General features: G+C 63.8%; 14 protein-coding genes. 10 read left to right on the forward strand and 4 right to left on the reverse strand.

The genetic code is table 11. The features are described 5' to 3' along the window. Window positions 1-95 precede the first annotated feature (95 nt). Window positions 96-683 carry an ACP phosphodiesterase gene (locus ABI582_RS09105; protein WP_442119009.1) on the reverse strand — a complete coding sequence of 196 codons (588 nt, stop codon included), beginning with the start codon at window positions 681-683 and terminating at the stop codon, window positions 96-98. Window positions 684-833: 150 nt separating this feature from the next. On the opposite strand from ABI582_RS09105, the gene ABI582_RS09110 reads away from it, so the two are divergent. Both ABI582_RS09110 and ABI582_RS09115 read left to right on the forward strand, forming a co-directional pair. After that, window positions 834-1,136 (forward strand): ArsR/SmtB family transcription factor, encoded by a 303-nt coding sequence (locus tag ABI582_RS09110; protein WP_016498090.1) that lies wholly within the window; start codon window positions 834-836, stop codon window positions 1,134-1,136. A gap of 17 nt (window positions 1,137-1,153) precedes the next feature. Beyond that, a complete protein-coding gene (locus ABI582_RS09115; RefSeq protein WP_442119010.1) occupies window positions 1,154-2,203 on the forward strand; it encodes an alkene reductase in 1,050 nt (349 codons plus the stop codon). Between the two features lie 130 nt (window positions 2,204-2,333). On the opposite strand, the gene ABI582_RS09120 is transcribed toward ABI582_RS09115, so the two are convergent. The 3 genes from ABI582_RS09120 to ABI582_RS09130 all read right to left on the reverse strand — a co-directional run bounded on the left by ABI582_RS09120 (window position 2,334) and on the right by ABI582_RS09130 (window position 5,226). Beyond that, entirely contained in the window at window positions 2,334-3,203 is an 870-nt protein-coding gene (locus ABI582_RS09120; RefSeq protein ID WP_442119011.1) for an ATPase, read from the reverse strand. Window positions 3,204-3,290: 87 nt separating this feature from the next. Then, window positions 3,291-4,286 (reverse strand): NAD-dependent epimerase/dehydratase family protein, encoded by a 996-nt coding sequence (locus tag ABI582_RS09125; RefSeq protein WP_338745107.1) that lies wholly within the window; start codon window positions 4,284-4,286, stop codon window positions 3,291-3,293. 49 nt (window positions 4,287-4,335) lie between these two features. Then, entirely contained in the window at window positions 4,336-5,226 is an 891-nt protein-coding gene (locus ABI582_RS09130) for a LysR family transcriptional regulator ArgP (protein WP_132842340.1), read from the reverse strand. Window positions 5,227-5,326: 100 nt separating this feature from the next. On the opposite strand from ABI582_RS09130, the gene ABI582_RS09135 reads away from it, so the two are divergent. The 8 genes from ABI582_RS09135 (at window position 5,327) to ABI582_RS09170 (ending at window position 15,915) form a co-directional block, all read left to right on the forward strand. Next, on the forward strand, window positions 5,327-5,926 hold the full coding sequence (locus ABI582_RS09135) for a LysE/ArgO family amino acid transporter (RefSeq protein WP_049273246.1): 600 nt from the start codon (window positions 5,327-5,329) through the stop codon (window positions 5,924-5,926). Window positions 5,927-6,164: 238 nt separating this feature from the next. Continuing rightward, entirely contained in the window at window positions 6,165-6,761 is a 597-nt protein-coding gene (locus ABI582_RS09140) for a superoxide dismutase (protein ID WP_012312902.1), read from the forward strand. 250 nt (window positions 6,762-7,011) lie between these two features. After that, window positions 7,012-9,066 (forward strand): putative bifunctional diguanylate cyclase/phosphodiesterase, encoded by a 2,055-nt coding sequence (locus ABI582_RS09145; protein ID WP_019473880.1) that lies wholly within the window; start codon window positions 7,012-7,014, stop codon window positions 9,064-9,066. A gap of 158 nt (window positions 9,067-9,224) precedes the next feature. Beyond that, window positions 9,225-10,562 carry an imelysin family protein gene (locus tag ABI582_RS09150; protein WP_338745109.1) on the forward strand — a complete coding sequence of 446 codons (1,338 nt, stop codon included), beginning with the start codon at window positions 9,225-9,227 and terminating at the stop codon, window positions 10,560-10,562. 314 nt (window positions 10,563-10,876) lie between these two features. Then, window positions 10,877-12,304, forward strand: coding sequence for a di-heme oxidoreductase family protein (locus ABI582_RS09155; RefSeq protein WP_442119012.1), 1,428 nt, complete (start codon window positions 10,877-10,879; stop codon window positions 12,302-12,304). A gap of 19 nt (window positions 12,305-12,323) precedes the next feature. Further along, the gene (locus ABI582_RS09160; RefSeq protein ID WP_063422290.1) at window positions 12,324-13,388 is read left to right on the forward strand and encodes an imelysin family protein; all 1,065 of its coding nucleotides are present in this window, start codon (window positions 12,324-12,326) and stop codon (window positions 13,386-13,388) included. 2 nt (window positions 13,389-13,390) lie between these two features. After that, complete coding sequence (locus ABI582_RS09165; RefSeq protein WP_258653901.1) at window positions 13,391-14,488, forward strand: DUF1513 domain-containing protein; 1,098 nt, start codon at window positions 13,391-13,393, stop codon at window positions 14,486-14,488. A gap of 278 nt (window positions 14,489-14,766) precedes the next feature. Continuing rightward, complete coding sequence (locus tag ABI582_RS09170; protein ID WP_442119013.1) at window positions 14,767-15,915, forward strand: efflux RND transporter periplasmic adaptor subunit; 1,149 nt, start codon at window positions 14,767-14,769, stop codon at window positions 15,913-15,915. Window positions 15,916-15,926 lie beyond the last annotated feature (11 nt).

Here is a 15,926-nt window from a genome sequence, read left to right on the forward strand (position 1 = left end):
GCGCGCATTGGTACAGACGTAATTGGACCGAAACAGATGTAGGAGCAGCCTTGTGCTGCGAAGCGCCGCGCGGGCGGCGCTCGATCTCACATGCGCTACAACCCCTCAGCCCTACGCTGCGCCGCCGCAAAGGCCTGCAGCTGCGGATAGAACTCGCGAAAATCCGCCAGCAGCGGCTCATAAAGCCGCTCAAGCTCCCCCATCACCCCGGCCATGCCCTCAGGCCGCGACAAGCGCCGGGCAATGCCGTTGAACACCTGCTCCAGCGTGTCGAAATCGCCATACGCCCCCAGCCAGTCATCGGCCGCCATGAACGGCGCAATCCGCGCCAGCCGCCCCGGCAGTTCGGGCTCCGCCAGCAGCACCCGATAAAATGCGCCAGTAAACTGCTCCAGCGGCTGATCGGCGTAGTCATCCCAATGCCGCGCCAGGCAATGGTCGAAAAACACATCCAGCACAATGCCGGCAAAGCGCCGCCGCTCACGCGGAAAGCGCGCCAGGGCTGCCAGCACCAACGGGTGCCGATCCGTGTAGCTGTCGATATGCCGGTGCAGCCGGATAGCCGCCTCCAGTGCAGGCGGAAAGCGCCCTTCCAGCGAGCCTTTGACGAAATCGCCATACAGGCTGCCAAGCAGTTGTTGCGGCGCCGGGCCGCCCAGGTGCAGGTGTGCGAGGTAGTTCATGAGCGCAGTCTAGCACCGCTCACTTGTATATCGTTATAACGCGATATAGCGATTGGTACTCAGCTCAGAACCTCTTCGTATTTGTATATCGGGAACGGGCGATTTACATTTCGTTCTATCGCGATATACCGCTACAACGAGCCTCAACCCATGCCTCTCGATCTCGACGAAATCATAAAAGCGCTGGCCCATCCGGTCAGGCGAGAAATCCTCAGCTGGCTGAAAGACCCGGCAACCCAATTCCCCGACCAGTACCACAGCACCGAAAACGGTGTGTGTGCCGGGCAGATCGACCAACGCTGCGGCTTGTCGCAGTCGACCGTCTCCGCTCACCTGGCCACCTTGCAGCGCGCCGGGCTGATCAGCAGCCAGAAGATCGGCCAATGGCACTTCTTCAAACGCAACGAAGCCACCATCGAGGCGTTCCTCGAACAACTGCGCCAAGCACTTTGACAAGGCAGGTAACCGTTATGACCACGCTTTTCGATCCGATCACCCTGGGCGACCTGCAACTGCCCAACCGCATCATCATGGCCCCGCTCACCCGCTGCCGTGCCGACGAAGGCCGCGTGCCCAATGCGCTGATGGCCGAATACTATGTGCAGCGCGCCAGCGCCGGGCTGATCCTCAGCGAGGCGACTTCGGTCACTGCCATGGGCGTCGGCTACCCGGATACCCCCGGCATCTGGAACGATGAGCAGGTGCGCGGCTGGAACAACGTCACCAAGGCCGTGCATGCCGCTGGCGGGCGCATCTTCCTGCAGCTGTGGCACGTCGGCCGCATCTCCCACCCCAGCTACCTGAACGGCGAGCTGCCGGTTGCCCCCAGTGCGATCCAGCCCAAAGGCCATGTAAGCCTGGTGCGCCCGCTAAGTGACTATCCCACCCCGCGCGCGCTGGAAACCGAGGAAATCAACGACATCGTCGAGGCCTACCGCAGCGGTGCTGAAAACGCCAAAGCTGCCGGTTTCGACGGTGTAGAGATTCACGGCGCCAACGGCTATCTGCTCGACCAGTTCCTGCAGAGCAGCACCAACCAGCGCACCGACCGCTACGGCGGGTCGCTGGAAAACCGTGCACGCCTACTGCTGGAGGTGACCGATGCGGCCATCGAAGTGTGGGGTGCGAACCGCGTAGGCGTGCACCTGGCGCCGCGTGCCGATGCTCACGACATGGGTGATGACGACCGCGCCGAAACCTTCAGTTACGTGGCTCGCGAGCTGGGCAAGCGGGGCATTGCCTTTATCTGTTCACGGGAGCGGGAAGCCGACGACAGCATCGGCCCAATGATCAAACAAGCATTCGGCGGCCCGTATATCGTCAACGAGCGGTTTGACAAAGCCAGTGCCAATGCGGCCCTGGCCAGTGGCAAGGCCGATGCGGTGGCGTTTGGTGTGCCGTTCATCGCCAACCCCGACCTGCCGGCGCGGCTGGCGGCGGATGCGCCGTTGAACGAGGCGCGGCCTGAGACCTTCTATGGCAAGGGGCCGGTGGGGTACATCGATTATCCGCGGTTGTAATCAAGATTGCCGGGGCCGCTTTGCGGCCCTATCGCGACACCAGGCCGCTCCGACAATGGATCGGCGTACACCGTACATTGTGGGATCGGCCTAGTGTCGCGATAGGAGGGCAACGCCCTCCCCTACGGCGTCACGGCCGGGCGTTGATCTGCTGCTGCAGGTTCTGAATCTGGCTCTGCAGTGTATTCAGGTTGCGCGTCGTCTGCGCCCGGAACGCATCAAACTCCTGCACCGACGCACCACCGGACGCCGCAGCAGCCGGGCGGTTGTCAATCTGGCTCTTCAGCACCAGCATGTCCTGCTCCAGGTTCTGAATGGCAGCGCTCGGGTTACCCTGCTTCTTCAGCGCCGCCACATCGCTGCCCAGGCTCTTGAGTTGCCCGTCCAGCTTGTCACCCTCCACCTGGGCGGCCTTCAACGCGGCCACCTGCTCGCTCAGGCTCTTGAGCTGGGTGTCCAGCCTGCCACCATCAACTTGTCCCGAACGCAACGCGGCAAGCTCGCCATTCACCAGCTTCAACTGCGCCTGCAGCTGGCTTTGCAGCTCGGTCACAGCCTTCTGCTGTTCACGGGTATCGGCCAGCACCTGCTCCAGGCGCTTGCCAAGGTCGCCGGTCTGCCCGGCTACCCCCTGCTGCAACTGGCGTAACTGCAGCTTCAGTGCCTCGCTGCTGGTAGTGACACCGGACTCGCTGGCCTCGACCTTGCCACTGATCGCCTGCAAACGCCCGGCGGCTTCTTCACTGATGCGGGCAAAACTCTCCTGCGTCGCCACCAATTGCTGCTCCATCAGCGAGATCTGCTGGAAGCTCCACCAGCCCAGGCCCGCCAACGCAATGAAAGAAGCCCCGAGCAGCGCCCACAACGGCGCCGTGCTGGCACCACGGGCGGATTTCTGGCGGCTGCGCACCACGTGCGCCGGCATCAGTTCGTCATCATCAACGGTGCCCGCCCGCAAGCTGGGCACGTCATCGAAGTCATCGTGAGCATGGTTACGCATGGATACATTCAACCGCGGTAGTCGCAAAGAGGCACGAGTATAAACCGCAAGCGCGTCTCGTTCATGACCATCGTCACTCCCGCGGCTTCACTGCCCAGGCGGCAAATGCTTCCACCAGCCGCAGAATTCATCCAGCGCTGTCCACAGGCTGACCTTGGGCTGGTAGTCCAGGTACTGTCGGGCGCGGCTGATATCCAGAGTGAAATCACGGCTCATCACCTGCATCCCCAGGCGCGACAAGGTCGGTTGCGGGCGCCCCGGCCACAGCATGCAAGCCGCCTCGTTCAGCGCGGCCAGGCTGTAGGCCAGGCCGTAGGAACGGTAGCGGGTAACCTGCGGTAGTTGCATCTGGCGCATCACGTAGTTGACCACGTCCCACAGCGGCAGCGGCTGGCCGTTGCTGATGTTGTAGGCCTGGCCCAGCGCACGGTCGTCGGCGAATAACGCGCTGAGCAGTGCTTCGTTGAGGTTGTGCACGCTGGTGAAATCGACTTTGTTCAAGCCGTTGCCAATGATCGCCACGCGGCCTTTACGCTGCATCTGCATCAGCCGCGGAAAAATGCTGGCATCGCCGGCGCCTGTGACGAAGCGCGGGCGCAGCGCCAGCACTTCGAGGCCGAACTCCTGGGCACCGAACACTTTTTGCTCGGCCAGGTGCTTGGTCTGCCCATAGTGGTCGTGAAAACGCCGCGGCACCTGCTCTTCACGGATGTCCAGGCGCGAACGGCCATTGAAATAGATCGACGGCGACGACAGGTGCACCAGGCGCCGCACATGTTCCTTCAGGCACCCCTCGACCACGTTTTCGGTGACGACCACATTGCCTTGGTAGAAGTCCTGATAGCGCCCCCAGTTGCCCACTGCGCCGGCGCAGTGCACCACCGCCTCAATGCCTTGGCACAGGCGGCGGGCCAGCTCTGGGTCACCCAGGTCGCCAGGGATGAACTGGGCGCCGCGCTTGACCAGGTGCTCGACCCCCTCGGCGCGGCGGCCGCTGATCCGCACGTCCAGGCCCTGCTCCAGGGCAAAGCGCGCAAAGCGCCCGCCAATGAAGCCACTCGCGCCGGTGACCAGAATTCGCATGTAAGACTCCATCTTGCCAGATTTCAGATGCAACTGACGCCAACCGTGGCTACAAGGGCACCAGCCACTGCCGTGCGGTGTGCCGCAGGTGGTCGGTCAGTTGCGCGAGCAATTGCCCGCCATTGCGCCAATGATGCCAGTACAGCGGCACGTCGATGGGGGTATCGCTGCAGATTTCCACCAACTGCCCGCTGGCCAATTGCTCTCGAGCCTGCAATTCGGGCACCAGCCCCCAGCCCAGCCCGGCCTCGGTCATGCGCAGGAAACCTTCGGAGGACGGGCACAGGTGGTGCAGGAAGCCGTCCTCGATGCCCAGTGATGCCAGGTAGCGGTGCTGCAGGAAATCATCCGGGCCGTACACGATCGCCGGGGTGCGGGCCAGGCGGCTGGCGACAAAGCCCTGGGGGAAATGCCGCGCCATGAACCCTGGGCTGGCCAACGCCCGGTAGCGCATGGCCCCCAGTAACAGGCTGCGCGCCCCGGCTACCGGGCGTTCACTGCCACACAGGCAGGCCGCTACTTCGCCGGCCCGCATGCGTTTCAGGCCCACTTCCTGGTCTTCTACCACCAGGTCGGTCAGCACGTTCTGCTGCGCACAGAAGTTGCCCACCGCGCCGGCCCACCAAGTGGCCAGGCTGTCGGCGTTAAGGGCGATGCGCAGGCGTTCCGGCATGCCCTCCTCGTCCAGCGCCGGTACCTGGCGCTGCAGGTCGCGTTCAAGCAGGCGCACCTGCTGCACATGGTTGAGCAATTGCCGGCCAACTTCGGTCGGGCTGGGCGGCGTGGCACGCACCAGCACCGGTTGCCCGACCCGCGCTTCAAGCAGCTTGATGCGCTGGGAAATGGCCGACTGCGACAAGCCCAGCACTTGCGCGGCACGCTCGAAACCACCCTGTTCGATCACCGCCGCCAGGGCGGCCAGCAATTTATAGTCGAACATCGATTTTCCTAATGACGGATCAGCTTTATTTGTTTTTCTTATACAGCGCGAGCCACCACAATGGCCAGCATCTTTCAGGTCCATTTATGGAGAGCACGCCATGTGGCAAAGCTATCTCAACGGCATGCTGGTGGCCTTCGGCCTGATCATGGCCATCGGCACCCAGAATGCCTTCGTCCTCGCCCAGAGCCTTCGCCGCGAGCATCACCTGCCGGTAGCGGCGCTTTGCATCGTCTGTGACGCTCTGCTGGTGGCTGCCGGGGTATTCGGCCTGGCCACGGTGCTGGCGCAAAACCCGACCTTGCTGGCCGTTGCGCGCTGGGGCGGCGCGTTGTTCCTCATCTGGTACGGCGCCAAAGCCCTGCGCAGTGCCTTTTCCAAACAAAGCCTGCAGCACCAGGAAGGCCAAGGCATGCGCTCGCGCCGTGCCGTACTGCTCAGTGCGCTGGCGGTAACGCTGCTGAACCCGCATGTCTACCTTGATACGGTGTTGCTGATCGGCTCGTTGGGCGCCCAGCAGACCGAGCCTGGCGCCTATGTGGCCGGGGCAGCCAGTGCCTCGCTGCTGTGGTTCTCGACCCTGGCGATCGGTGCGGCCTGGCTGGCACCGTGGCTGGCCCGCCCGGCGACCTGGCGCATGCTCGACCTGATGGTTGCGGTGATGATGTTCGCGGTGGCGGCGCAGTTGATCTTCAACTGACCTTTGGCCTGCATGGCCCGGCACACATCGGTTGGCCGGGAAACGACCACCACTGGTCGGTACCCGCCAACCGCTGCGGAACCTCTATTCCCTATGTTTGTTGCGTGGTTATGCGCCGGGGCTGGTGCTATGATCGACCCCTTGCGTCGCAAAGAGTACAAACTCGCCGACGCTCATAGGGCCGCCCGTGATCGGCCCTGCGCAAACCGCGAACTAGACCTGAATCAGGAGATCCACCATGGCTTTTGAATTGCCGCCGCTGCCGTACGCCCACGATGCCCTGCAGCCGCACATCTCCAAGGAAACCCTGGAGTATCACCACGACAAGCACCACAACACCTATGTCGTGAACCTGAACAACCTGGTCCCAGGCACCGAATTCGAAGGCAAGACCCTGGAAGAGATCGTCAAGAGCTCTTCGGGCGGCATCTTCAACAACGCCGCTCAGGTCTGGAACCACACCTTCTACTGGAACTGCCTGTCGCCAAATGGCGGCGGCCAGCCTACCGGTGCCCTGGCTGAAGCCATCAACGCCGCTTTCGGTTCCTTCGACAAGTTCAAGGAAGAGTTCACCAAGACTTCGGTTGGCACCTTCGGTTCCGGCTGGGGCTGGCTGGTGAAGAAAGCTGACGGTTCCCTGGCCCTGGCCAGCACCATCGGCGCTGGCTGCCCGCTGACCAGCGGCGACACCCCGCTGCTGACCTGCGACGTCTGGGAGCACGCCTACTACATCGACTACCGCAACCTGCGTCCGAAGTACGTCGAGGCGTTCTGGAACCTGGTCAACTGGGCCTTCGTTGCCGAGCAGTTCGAAGGGAAGACCTTCAAGGCCTGAGTCATCCAGCCTTGATCAGAAAACCCGGCCATGTGCCGGGTTTTTTTGTGCCTGTGTCGGCCGCGAAACGGCCTGAACGGTTTTGCTTGCTCAGCCCGCATAGCGCGCTAACATCAAAGCTCTGGAAGATTGATACAGCGCACTCAAGTTGCGGGGTCAGGCAACCGATACAATCCTCATGATCGGCCGATAGTGTATCGTCATCGTTGATGGCAAAATGATGCCATGCGCATGGATTAAGGAAACCCCATTGAAGCTGGAATTGCGGAACAGCTTGTCGGTCAAGTTGCTCAGGGTCGTGCTGCTGTCGGCGTTGGCAGTTGGCGTCGTGCTCAGCTGTGCGCAAATTGTCTACGACACCTACAAGACCCGCCAGGCCGTCAACAACGATGCCCAGCGCATCCTCGACATGTTCCGCGACCCCTCCACCCAGGCGGTGTACAGCCTCGACCGTGAAATGGGCATGCAGGTAATGGAAGGCCTGTTCCAGGACGAGTCGGTGCGCATGGCGTCCATCGGCCACCCCAACGAAACCATGCTGGCCGAAAAGTCCCGCCCGCTGCGGGACATGTCCATGCGCTGGCTGACCGACCCCATCCTCGGCCAGGAACGCACCTACACCACGCAACTGGTCGGCCGCGGTCCCTACAGCGAATACTACGGCGACCTCAGCATTACCCTCGATACCTCGTCCTACGGCGAAGACTTTCTGATCAATGCGGTGATCATCTTCATTTCCGGCGTACTGCGGGCCTTGGCCATGGGCCTGGTGTTGTACCTGGTCTACCACTGGCTGCTGACCAAACCGCTGTCGAAGATTATCGAGCACCTCACCCAGATCAACCCCGACCGCCCGAGCCAGCACCAGATACCGCTGCTCAAGGGCCACGAGAAGAACGAACTGGGCCTGTGGGTCAACACTGCCAACCAGCTGCTGGCCTCGATCGAGCGCAACACCCACCTGCGCCATGAAGCCGAAAACAGCCTGCAGCGCATGGCCCAGTACGATTTCCTCACCGGCCTGCCCAACCGCCAGCAACTGCAGCAGCAGCTGGACAAGATTCTCGTCGACGGCGGCCGCCTGCAACACCGTGTGGCGGTGTTGTGCGTGGGCCTGGACGACTTCAAGGGCATCAACGAGCAGTTCAGCTATCAGGTCGGTGACCAACTGTTACTGGCCCTGGCCGACCGCCTGCGGGCCCACAGCGGCCGCCTCGGCGCTTTGGCGCGGCTGGGCGGTGACCAGTTTGCCCTGGTGCAGGCCAATATCGAGCAGCCATACGAGGCGGCCGAACTGGCGCAAAGCATCCTCGACGACCTGGAAGTGCCCTTCGACCTCGACCACCACCAGCAGATCCGCCTGCGCGCCACCATCGGCATCACCCTGTTCCCCGAAGACGGCGACAGCACCGAGAAGCTGCTGCAGAAAGCCGAACAGACCATGACCCTGGCCAAGGCCCGTTCGCGCAACCGCTACCAGTTCTACATCGCCAGCGTCGACAGCGAAATGCGTCGCCGGCGCGAGCTGGAAAAGGACCTGCGCGAAGCCCTGCCGCGCAACCAGCTGTACCTGGTGTACCAACCACAGATCAGCTACCGCGACCACCGCGTGGTCGGCGTCGAGGCGCTGCTGCGCTGGCAGCACCCGGAGCTGGGCATGGTCCCGCCGGACCAGTTCATTCCGCTGGCCGAACAGAACGGCAGCATCATCAGCATCGGCGAATGGGTACTGGACCAGGCCTGCCGGCAACTGCGCGAATGGCACGATCAAGGCTTCAGCGAGCTGCGCATGGCGGTCAACCTGTCCACCGTGCAGCTGCACCACAGTGAACTGCCGCGGGTGGTCAACAACCTGCTGCAGGCCTACCGCCTGCCGCCACGCAGCCTGGAGCTGGAAGTGACCGAGACCGGCCTGATGGAAGACATCAGCACGGCCGCCCAGCACCTGCTGAGCCTGCGCCGCTCCGGGGCGCTGATTGCCATCGACGACTTCGGCACAGGCTATTCGTCGCTCAGCTACCTCAAATCACTGCCGCTGGACAAGATCAAGATCGACAAGAGCTTCGTTCAGGACCTGCTGGACGACGATGACGACGCCACCATCGTCAGGGCCATCATCCAGCTGGGCAAGAGCCTGGGCATGCAGGTAATTGCCGAAGGGGTGGAAACCGCCGAACAGGAAACCTACATCGTTGCCCAGGGCTGCCACGAGGGCCAGGGCTATCACTACAGCAAGCCGCTGTCGGCCCGTGAGCTGACCAGTTTCCTCAAGCAGGCGCAGCGCAACCAGGTTTCGATGCTCTGAGCCGGCCCGCCGGGTTACAGGCTGTGACCGGCAATTACATGAATTGCGCGCCCGCCCCTTTACAGCAAATGCAAATCTTTCGCATGATGTTGCGGTTTCGCGTGCCACGGCGCACGGTCCACCCCTTGGTCCAACCACACGACGCAGGAAAACCAATAATGATTCGAATGCCTCTGGCCTCCGCCAGTCTGCTGGCCATTGCCATCGCTCTCGCCGGTTGCGGTGAAGGCAAGGACGACAAAGCCGCCGCGCCGCAAGCCCAGGCACCTGCTGCCGCCAGCACCACCGCTGCTGCGCCAGGGGCTGTCGACGAAGCCGCCGGCAAAGCCGTGGTCAAGCACTACGCCGAAATGGTCCATGCCGTGTACAGCGACTCGCTGAGCACCGCCAAGGCCCTGCAGACCGCGGTCGACGCGTTCCTGGCCAAGCCCAATGACGAAACCCTGAAGGCCGCCAAGGAAGCCTGGTTCGCCGCGCGCGTACCGTACCTGCAGACCGAGGCCTTCCGCTTCGGCAACACCATCATCGACGACTGGGAAGGCCAGGTGAACGCCTGGCCGCTGGACGAAGGCCTGATCGACTACGTCGACAAGAGCTACGAGCACGCCTTGGGCAACCCGGCTGCTGGTGCCAACATCATCGCCAACACCGAAATCCAGGTGGGCGAAGAAAAGGTCGACGTCAAAGACATCACCCCTGAAAAACTGGCCAGCCTGAACGAACTTGCTGGCTCCGAGGCCAACGTTGCCACGGGCTATCACGCCATCGAGTTCCTGCTGTGGGGCCAGGACCTGAACGGCACCGGCCCAGGCGCTGGCAACCGCCCGGCATCCGACTACCTGGAGGGCCAAGGCGCCACCGGCGGCCACAACGACCGCCGCCGTGCCTACCTGAAAGCGGTCACCGACCTGCTGGTCACCGACCTCGAAGAGATGGTCGGCAACTGGGCGCCGAACGTCGCCGACAACTACCGCGCCAAACTGGAAGCCGAGCCTGTCAACGACGGCCTGCGCAAGATGCTGTTCGGCATGGGCAGCCTGTCGCTCGGCGAACTGGCTGGCGAGCGCATGAAGGTTTCGCTGGAAGCCAACTCGCCGGAAGACGAGCAGGACTGCTTCAGCGACAACACCCACTACTCGCACTTCTATGACGCCAAAGGCATCCGCAACGTCTACCTGGGCGAGTACACCCGCCCGGACGGCACCAAGGTGACCGGCCCGAGCCTGTCGTCGCTGGTCGCCAAGGCTGACCCGGCCGCCGACGCCACCCTCAAGGCCGACCTGGAAGCCACCGAAGCCAAGATCCAGGTGATCGTCGACCACGCCCTCAAAGGCGAGCACTACGACCAGCTGATCGCTGCCGACAACGCAGCCGGCAACCAGATCGTGCGTGACGCCATCGCCGCCCTGGTCAAGCAGACCGGTTCGATCGAGCAGGCCGCTGGCAAACTGGGTATTGCCAACCTGAACCCGGACACCGCAGATCACGAATTCTGATCCTGCTGTAGCGGTTCTGAACAAGGCGGCCTTCGGGTCGCCTTTTTCTTTGACATGCACAATCCCTTTGTAGGAGCGGCCTTGTGTCGCGACAGGGGCGCGAAGCGGCCCCAGAATCTCAGCCGTTCTGCAGATTGCCGGGGCTGCTGCGCAGCCCATCGCGACACAAGGCCGCTCCTACAGGGGGCCGCGTCGCCGCTGTCGGCATGGCCAACTGACACCGATTTCATCCAGCAATTGCAAATTGCTCTTATTCAAACACCCCCACTTTGCTAAGCTTGCACGCCGGTTTTCGCTCACGCCCAGGATCCTTGATGTCCTCGTCGCTGTCCCGACTTTCCCCCCTGCTGCTAACCCTTGCCCTCGCCGCCTGTGACGACGCCCCGCGTTTCACCCAGGCCGAGCCCGGCGAAGCGTTGTCGGGTGGCAAGGCGACCGTGCAGCGCAGCGACCGCAACGCCTATTCCTTGCCCTCGGCCAACCTCTCGCCCGAGCGGCGCCTGGACTTCGCCGTGGGCAACAGCTTCTTCCGCAACCCCTGGGTGATCGCCCCCTCCACCACCACCGCACGTGATGGCCTGGGCCCGCTGTTCAACACCAACGCCTGCCAAAACTGCCATGTGCGCGATGGCCGTGGCCACCCGCCAGCGCCGGGTGACAGCAACGCGGTGGGCATGCTGGTACGCCTGTCGATCCCCGACCAGCCCTACCTGGCCAAGGTGATCGAGCGCCTCGGTGTGGTGCCAGAGCCGGTGTACGGCACCCAGCTGCAGGACATGGCCATCCCTGGCGTGACGCCAGAAGGCAAGGTGCGGGTGAGCTACACCCAGCAAACCGTGTCGTTCAAGGACGGCCACCAGGTCGAGCTGCGCAAGCCAACCCTGCAGATCACCCAGCTCGGCTATGGGGTGATGCACCCGGACACCCGCTTTTCGGCCCGGGTAGCCCCCCCGATGATCGGCCTTGGCCTGCTCGAAGCCATCCCCGAAGCCGACCTGCTGGCCAACGAAGACCCGGACGACCACAACCGCGACGGCATTCGCGGGCGGGCCAACCGGGTGTGGGACGACGCCCAGGGCAAGACCGTGGTCGGTCGCTTCGGCTGGAAGGCCGGCCAGCCCAACGTCAACCAGCAGAACGTACACGCCTTTGTCGGCGACATGGGCCTGACCAGTACCCTGCAACCCAAGGACGACTGCACCCCGGCCCAGGCCGACTGCCTGGCCGCGCCCAACGGCGACGGTGCCGATGGCGAAAAGGAAGTCAGCGACAACATCCTGCGCCTGGTCACCTTCTACACCCGCAACCTGGCCGTACCGGCCCGCCGCGATGTGAACGCGCCGCAGGTGCTGGCGGGCAAGAACCTGTTCTACCAGGCCGGCTGCCAGGGCTGCCACACCCCGCAGTTCACCACCGCCGCCGATGCCGCCGAGCCGGAGCTGGCCAACCAGGTCATCCGCCCTTACACCGACCTGCTGCTGCATGACATGGGCCCGGGCCTGGCTGACGAACGCACCGAATTTGCCGCCAACGGCCAGGACTGGCGGACCCCGCCCCTGTGGGGCGTGGGCCTGAACGAAACGGTGAGCGGCCACAGCCAGTTCCTGCACGACGGCCGCGCCCGCAACCTGCTTGAAGCCGTGCTCTGGCATGGTGGCGAAGCCGACGCGGCACGCAACTTCGTACTCACTTTCAATGCCGAGCAACGCGCCGCGTTGCTGGCGTTCCTGAACTCACTTTAAACGCGCAAAGGAGCCGGGCATGTTCCGACCCAAACTGTTGTTCACCAGCCTCGCCGCACTCGCCCTAGGCGCCTGCTCTCCGCAGGACCCGCAAGCAGTGACCTCCGCTGCCATCGCCAAGCAGGTCATCCTGCCCACCTACAGCCGCTGGGTCGAAGCTGATCGCGCGCTGGCCGCAAGCGCCCTGGCCTACTGCGAAGGCAAGGAAGACCTGGACAAGGCCCGCGCCGACTTCCTCAACGCGCAAAAGGCCTGGGCTGAGTTGCAGCCGCTGCTGGTCGGCCCGCTGGCCGAAGGCAACCGCGCCTGGCAGGTACAGTTCTGGCCCGACAAGAAGAACCTGGTCGGCCGTCAGGTCGAACAGCTGGTCAATGGCGACAAGCCGGTCGATGCCGCGACCCTGGGCAAGTCCAGCGTGGTGGTTCGTGGCCTGTCGGCCTACGAGTACATCCTGTTCGACAGCAAGCCAGACATCGCCACCGCCGAGCAGAAAGCCCGCTACTGCCCGCTGCTGGTGGCCATCGGTGAACACCAGAAGGTGCTGGCCGAGGAGATCCTCAAGGGCTGGAACAGCACCGACGGCATGCTTTCGCAGATGACCAAGTTCCCGAACCAGCGCTACGCCGATTCCCACGAGGCTATCGCCGACCTGCTGCGCTCCCAGGTCACCGCCCTGGATACCCTGAAGAAGAAGCTGGGTGCGCCGATGGGTCGCCAGAGCAAGGGCATCGCGCAGCCGCTGCAAGCCGAAGCCTGGCGCAGCCACAACTCGCTGAAAAGCCTGGAGGCCACCCTCAAGGCCGCCGAAACCGTTTGGGTCGGGGTCGACAACCAGGGCCTGCGTGGCCTGCTGCCCAGCGATCAGAAAGCGTTGGCGGACAAGATCGACGCCGCCTACGCTACCTCGCTCAAACTGCTGGCAGACAACCAGAAAACCCTCGGTGAGCTGTTGGCCGACGACGCTGGCCAGCAAACCCTCAACCAGATCTACGACAGCCTCAACGTCGTCCACCGCCTGCACGAAGGCGAACTGGCCAAGGCGTTGAACATCCAGCTGGGCTTCAATGCCAACGACGGTGACTGATCATGCTGCGACGCCAGGCACTCAAACTCGGTAGCGTATTGCTCAGCGCCCTCACCTTGGGCGGCTGGAGCCTGTTCCGCAACAAAGGTAGCGAACCCTTGCTGCTCTCGGCGCGTGACGACGGCGACGGCAAGCACTATGCCGTCGGTTTCCGCCTGGATGGCACCCAGGTGTTCAGCACCCAGGTCGCCCAGCGTTGCCATGCCATCATCCACCACCCCGAGCAGCCGATCGCCCTGTTCGTCGCCCGCCGCCCCGGTACCGAAAGCTACCTGATCGACTTGCGCGACGGGCGCCTGCTGCAAACAGTAGCCTCGCAGCCGAACCGGCACTTCTACGGCCACGCCGTGGTGCACAAAGGCGGCGAATGGCTGTATGCCACCGAGAACGACACCACCGACCCGGGCCGGGGCGTGCTCGGCGTGTACCGCTTCGAAGGTGAACGCCTGGTACACACCGGCGAGATTCCGACCCACGGCATCGGCCCGCACGAGGTGGCCTGGCTGCCCGATGGCGAAACGCTGATCGTGGCCAACGGCGGTATTCGCACCGAAGCCGAAAGCCGGGTGGAGATGAACCTCGACGCCATGCAGCCGAGCCTGGTGCTGATGCAACGCGACGGCACCCTGCTGAGCAAGGAAACCCTGGCCCAGCAGATGAACAGCGTGCGCCACCTGGCGGTGGGCAGCGATGGCACCATCGCCGCATGCCAGCAGTTCATGGGCGATGCCGATGAAACTGCCGAGCTGCTGGCGATCAAGCGCCCGGGCGAGCCGTTCAAGGCCTTCCCGGTGCCAGAGCGGCAGTTGCAGGCCATGGCCCAGTACACCGCAAGCGTTGCCATCCACAGCGAACTGCGGCTGGTGGCACTGACCGCGCCGCGGGCCAACCGCCTGTTTGTCTGGGACCTGGACAGCGGCGCGGTTCGCCTGGACGCTCCCATGCCTGATTGCGCGGGGGTTGGCGCGGTGAAAGACGGCTTTGTCGTCACCTCCGGGCAGGGCCGTTGCCGGTTCTACGATTGCCGCAAGGCCGAACTGGTCGGCCAACCGATGAACCTGCCATCCGGCTTCTGGGACAACCACCTGCATCTCGTCTGATTCCCACCGGCACACTCGGTCGTTGTAGGAGCGGCCTTGTGCCGCGAATGGGCTGCGCAGCAGCCCCGGCAGTTCTTCGATGATGCGAAAATCGCGGGGGCGCTTCGCACCCCTTTCGCGGCGCAAGGCCGCTCCTACAAGGGGCTGTGCAGGCCGCGCCATCGCAATCCATTTCCCCGTCAGCCAAAAACAGTCAATACTTCCCCCATCCACACGTGGGCAGGATCGCCCGTTGTCGTGTCCAGGCTAATAACAACCGTATCCAAGGAACCGGACCTATGCTGCGCCGCCGCATGCTGATCATGTTGGCCGTGGTTCTGCTGATCGTGCTGGCCCTGGGGGGCTACAAGGCGTTCTCGATCTACCAGCAGATCCAGATGTTCACTGCCCCCAAGCCGCCCATCACCGTAGCGGCAGCCTTGGCCGAACAGCGCCAGTGGCAAGAGCGCCTGCCCGCCGTCGGCAGCCTCAAGGCACTGCAGGGTGTGGAGCTGAGCCTGGAAGTGGAAGGTATCGTCAAAGCCCTGCACTTCGACTCGGGCCAGCAGGTCAAGGCCGGGCAACTGCTGCTGCAACTCAACGACGACCAGGAAACGGCCCTGCTCGGCACCGCCCAGGCAGACCTGGGCCTGGCGAAGGTGGATTTTGGCCGTGGCAGCCAACTGGTCGGCGACTCGGCCATCTCCCGTGGCGAGTTCGACCGCCTTAGCTCCCAGTACCGCCGAAACCAGGCGGTGGTCGAGCAGCTCAAGGCGCAGAAGATCAAGAAGAGCATCAACGCCCCGTTCAGCGGCACCATTGGCATCCGCCAGGTGGACGTCGGGCAGTACCTGGCCGCCGGCACGATGATCGCCACCCTTCAGGACACGTCCAGCCTGTACGTAGACTTCAATGTACCGGAGCAGGCCTTGCCGAAGTTGAGCCTGGGCCAGCAGGTGCTGTTGCAGGTGGCCGCCTACCCGGGCCAGACCTTCCCCGCCAGCCTCAGCGCCATCAACCCCAAGGTCGAGGAAGCCACGCGCAACCTGCTGGTGCGTGCCACCTTGGCCAACCCCGACGGCAAGCTGCTGCCGGGCATGTTTGCCAACCTGCTGGTCCTGCTGCCCAACCCACAACCGCAAGTGGTAGTGCCGGAAAGCGCCATTACCTACACCCTGTACGGCAACTCGGTGTACGTCGCCGCGCCGAAGAAGGACAAGGACGGCAAGCCGGAAAACGACGACAAGGGCCAACCCCAACTGGTCGCCGAGCAACGCACGGTCCAGACCGGCGAGCGCCGCGACGGCGTGGTGGTGGTCAGCAAGGGCCTGCAAGCCGGCGAACAGGTGGTCACCGCCGGGCAACTGAAGCTCACCCCGGGCGCCGCGATCCGCATCGGCCAGGACAAAGCCCTCAAGCCCGAGCAGGGCGCGGCGGGCAAGGACTGACAGGAGGCTGG

Source organism: Pseudomonas sp. SAS7 (assembly GCF_052112345.1).
Lineage (GTDB): Bacteria > Pseudomonadota > Gammaproteobacteria > Pseudomonadales > Pseudomonadaceae > Aquipseudomonas > Aquipseudomonas putida_Q.